The sequence below is a fragment of the Mycobacterium sp. genome, assembly GCF_049278535.1.
Lineage (GTDB): Bacteria > Actinomycetota > Actinomycetes > Mycobacteriales > Mycobacteriaceae > Mycobacterium.
On record NZ_JBAPMI010000102.1, the window covers coordinates 1 to 3741 of the forward strand.

Genomic DNA, 3741 nt, shown 5'->3' on the forward strand with positions numbered 1-3741 from the left:
GCGAGGACCGGGACGCGCTGCACGGAAAGGTGATCATCGACATCACCAACCCGGTCAACGACGGATTCACGGGCTTCGTCACCCCTTCGGACAGTTCCGGCGCGCAGGAGATCGCGAAGGCCGCCCCCGCGGGGGCCCAGGTCGTCAAGGCCTTCAACAGAAGGTGCGCCGTGGCGACCTCGAGGATCTCGACGGGCTCAAGGAGGCGGCCGCGGACTCCGACGGCGTCATCCACGTCGCACACCGGCAGGACCTGCTTCCATCCGGCGGGATGGACGCCGTGGCCGCAGCGGAACTTCCTATCATGCACGCCTACGGCGACGCCTTGGCGGGGACCGGAAAGCCACTCGTCGCGGCCGGCAGCATCGGCGGCCCCGGGCAGGGCCTGGGCCGGCCAGCCACCGAGGAAGACCCGGCCCTTCCCAGCGGCGACGAGTACAAGGGCACCCTACGCGCGCGCAATGTCGTGGAAATCACCGTAGTCGGCCTCGCCGAGCGAGGAGTGCGGTCCTCGATCGTGCGGCTTCCGCTCATCGCGCACAGCACGACCGATACCGCCGGCTTCCTCCCGCAGCTGATCGCGCTCGCGAAGGACAAGGGCTTCGCCGGATACCCCGGAGACGGCACGAACGCGTGGAGCGCCGCGCACATCCGCGATGTCGCCTCCTTGTTCCGCTTGGCGCTGGAGAAGGGTCCGGCTGGCAGGTATTGGCACGCGGTCCAGGACGAGGGCATTCCGCTCCGTGAGGTCGCCGAGGCCATCGGCAGCCGTCTGGACCTGCCCGTCGTGAGCGTTCCCGTGGACGAACTGATGGTGCCGGGGTACTTCGGGGCCCTCGCGAGCTTAGTCACGAAGAACTACCCAGCCGCCAACGTCATCACGCGCCAGACCCTGGGCTGGGAACCCACTCAGCCCAACCTGCTCACCGATCTGGACAACGGCCACTACTTCCCAGTCGACTAGCAGCCTAGGCGCACCGACCAGAGTCACTTTTGTACAAAGAGGAGAAAGCATGACCACCTTCGCCCCGCACCGCGACACCCTGGAGTCCTTCGTCGACTGCATCAACGGCGCCGGGGATGACGGCGTCGACGTAGCCGCCCTCGCCCGGTTGCTCGCCGAAGACGTGGTGATCTACGGCCCGTTCGGCGACGACCCGGTCACCGGCCGCGAGGCCGTTGTGGAGACCATCCGGTCCGTCAACGGCCTGTCGTCCGACGACACCTATACCGAGGTGCTCAGCGGCGACACCCACCACGCCGCGCACTTCCGGCTGCAGGTCGGAGACGCCGCAGTCAACGGAATCTTCTTTGTCCTGCTCGACGCGGACGGCAAGATCGCCGAAGTGAGCATCTTCTACCGCACACTGCCGGCCGGCGTCGCGTTGCAGCGCAACATTGCGGGTGCTCTCGGTTGGCAGCCTTGGGAACTGCACACGAACGATGCAATCGACGAACACGTCGACTAGTTCCCGCCTCCGTCGGCCGGTATCACTTCCGTGGGGATGGCGTTGTCGATGAGGATCCCTGCGATGGCGGCTGCGGTGGCGAAGCTTTCGCTGTTGAGGACTCGGTTGCGGGCCGACGCGCCATCCAGGAGCAGCGCCAGTTGTTCGCCGAGCACTTCGGGGTCGGCGGCGCCGGCCTCGCGCGCGGTATCGGTGAGCCGTGCGGCAAAAGCCTTCTTGTAGTCGCGGGCGTGCACGCGTGCCGGGTGGCCCGGGTCGTGGATTTCGACGGCCGCCGCGATGAACGGGCACAGCGGCCCGTGGATGTCGAAGGCGGCGTGGAGCCGCTCGCGCGGTGTGAGGTCGGTGCGGTCGAACACCTCGGGCAGGATGTCGGGATCAAATCGGCGTAGGTGTTCGGCGATCAGCTCATCCTTGCCGGCGAAGTGCTGGTAAAACGTGCGCTTGGATACCTGGGCCACCGCGCAGAGCTGGTCCAGGCCGGTGCAGTTGATGCCTTGATCGCGGAACAGTTGTTGTGAAGCGCCGATGATGCGCTCTCGCGCGCCCCTGCCGCGGCGCAGGCCTCGCGGCCCCTTCTCTAACTCCGTCATACACGCAGCGTAGCCCAGTTGGGTAACGACCTGTGTACATAACTTGCGTTCCGCATCGCCGTCCGATACGTTAAGCACTCTGATCGGTGTACATAACATCATCACTTTCGAAAGAATGGGAGTAATCGTGGGAAAGCTCGATGGCAAGGTCGCGGTGATCACCGGCGCGACAAGTGGTATGGCACTGGCCGGTGCCAAGTTGTTCGTTGACGAAGGAGCTCACGTCTTCATCTCGGGCCGACGGAAGGATGCGCTGGATGACGCCGTTGCGCTGATCGGCCGGCACGTGACCGGCGTGCAGGGTGATTCGGCCAACCTCGACGATCTGGACCGTTTGTTCGACACGGTCAAGCGGGAAAAGGGCTCGATCGATGTGCTGTGGGCGAGTGCCGGAACGGGCGAGCAGAGCCGGCTCGGCGAGATCACCGAGGAACACTTCGATGCCACCTTCGGGCTGAATGCGCGAGGCACGTTGTTCACGGTTCAAAAGGCGCTCCCGCTGTTCAACGACGGCGGCTCGATCTTCATGACCGGGTCGAACGCCTCGCTCAAGGGCTACCCCGAGTGGAGTGTCTACGCGGCGAGCAAGGCCGTTCAGCAGGCATACGCCCGTGTGTGGGTGTCGGAGTTGAAGGACAGAAAGATCCGGGTGAACGTGCTGACCCCCGGTCAGGTTGCCACTCCTAAACAAGAGGAGTTGTTCGACGAGGAAACGAAGGCGCAGTTCGAATCCCTGATCCCGCGGGGAAAGATGGGCCTCCCTGAGGAGATCGCATCGGCCGCGTTGTTCCTCGCCTCCGACGACTCGAGCTATGTCAATGGCATGGAGTTGGTTGTCGACGGCGGCACCTCAGCGATCTGAGTGACAGACACCGGGACGCGCAAATCCGTTGTGGTCTTCCGTTTTTCGGGTCATCGACTAGCCACGAGCAACAACGGACATAAGGGAGTATCCATGACCACGTTCGCCCCGCACCGTGACGCAGTGGAATTCTTCGTCGACTGCATGCACGGCGGCGCAGCCAAAGACGCTCTTTCCGGAATCCTCGCCGAGGACGTGGTGCTGTACGGCCCGCTCGGCGATGAGCCAATCACCGGACGCGAGGCAGTCCTGGACGCCATGCGGACGGTCGGCACGGTGGCCGCTGACCTCACCTACAAGGAAGTCCTCAGCGGCGAGACGCACCACGCCGCGTACTTCCGGCTACAGATCGAAGACACCGTGGTCGACGGGATGGACTACATCCTGCTCGACGCGGACGGCAAGATCGCCGAGGTGACCATATGGTGGCGCCCGCTGCCGTCCGGCGTCCAGATGCAGGGGCACCTTGCTGGTCTCCTCGGCATGCAGCCCTGGGAACTCCGCACCGACACGGAGTAACGGTGAAGCCCGATCCCCAGGTGGGCAAGTAGTTACCGCACCGGACGGGCCCCTGTCGCCGACACCTCCGGATCGGTCATTTCAGGCCGAACCCGGCCAAACCCCAACGTCACCCACTCAGGCCACCGGCCCCGGGGACCAACGAGACAAAGCAGAAGATCGAGACCGCGGAAGAGCACACATGAACAGCATCAGCATCATCGGCACCGGGCACATGGCCCGCGCCATCGGCGCGCTGGCGGTAGCGGGCGGCAACACCGTCGAGATCATCGGCCGCGATCAGTCCAAGGCCGCCGAC

5 protein-coding genes and 2 pseudogenes are annotated in these 3741 nt (G+C 64.9%); 6 read left to right on the forward strand and 1 reads right to left on the reverse strand.

The window, feature by feature from the left end:
• From WAO18_RS06825 to WAO18_RS06835, 3 genes and pseudogenes are all read left to right on the forward strand, one after another.
• Positions 1-158, forward strand: a pseudogene (locus WAO18_RS06825) (NADP oxidoreductase); the annotation flags it as partial.
• A 5-nt stretch (positions 159-163) separates the two neighbouring features.
• On the forward strand, positions 164-964 hold the full coding sequence (locus WAO18_RS06830; protein ID WP_422204959.1) for an NAD-dependent epimerase/dehydratase family protein: 801 nt from the start codon (positions 164-166) through the stop codon (positions 962-964).
• Between the two features lie 49 nt (positions 965-1013).
• Positions 1014-1469: a nuclear transport factor 2 family protein gene (locus WAO18_RS06835; protein ID WP_422204960.1), complete on the forward strand. Its 456-nt coding sequence runs from the start codon at positions 1014-1016 to the stop codon at positions 1467-1469.
• Here WAO18_RS06835 and WAO18_RS06840 read toward each other — a convergent pair.
• Positions 1466-2062, reverse strand: coding sequence for a TetR/AcrR family transcriptional regulator (locus WAO18_RS06840; RefSeq protein WP_422204961.1), 597 nt, complete (start codon positions 2060-2062; stop codon positions 1466-1468). The two genes, WAO18_RS06835 and WAO18_RS06840, sit on opposite strands and share 4 nt — an antisense overlap.
• A gap of 127 nt (positions 2063-2189) precedes the next feature.
• On the opposite strand from WAO18_RS06840, the gene WAO18_RS06845 reads away from it, so the two are divergent.
• The 3 genes and pseudogenes from WAO18_RS06845 to WAO18_RS06855 all read left to right on the forward strand — a co-directional run.
• Positions 2190-2924, forward strand: coding sequence for an SDR family NAD(P)-dependent oxidoreductase (locus tag WAO18_RS06845; RefSeq protein ID WP_422204962.1), 735 nt, complete (start codon positions 2190-2192; stop codon positions 2922-2924).
• Between the two features lie 93 nt (positions 2925-3017).
• Positions 3018-3443, forward strand: coding sequence for a nuclear transport factor 2 family protein (locus WAO18_RS06850; RefSeq protein ID WP_422204963.1), 426 nt, complete (start codon positions 3018-3020; stop codon positions 3441-3443).
• Between the two features lie 181 nt (positions 3444-3624).
• Positions 3625-3741 (forward strand): annotated as a pseudogene (locus tag WAO18_RS06855) (NADP oxidoreductase); the annotation flags it as partial.

What these genes read in the sequence shown, in the direction of transcription:
- WAO18_RS06835 (WP_422204960.1), top strand. Translation starts at nt 1,014, where the DNA reads ATGACCACCTTCGCCCCGCACCGCGACACCCTGGAGTCCTTCGTCGAC.
- WAO18_RS06840 (WP_422204961.1), bottom strand. Translation starts at nt 2,062, where the DNA reads ATGACGGAGTTAGAGAAGGGGCCGCGAGGCCTGCGCCGCGGCAGGGGC.
- WAO18_RS06850 (WP_422204963.1), top strand. Translation starts at nt 3,018, where the DNA reads ATGACCACGTTCGCCCCGCACCGTGACGCAGTGGAATTCTTCGTCGAC.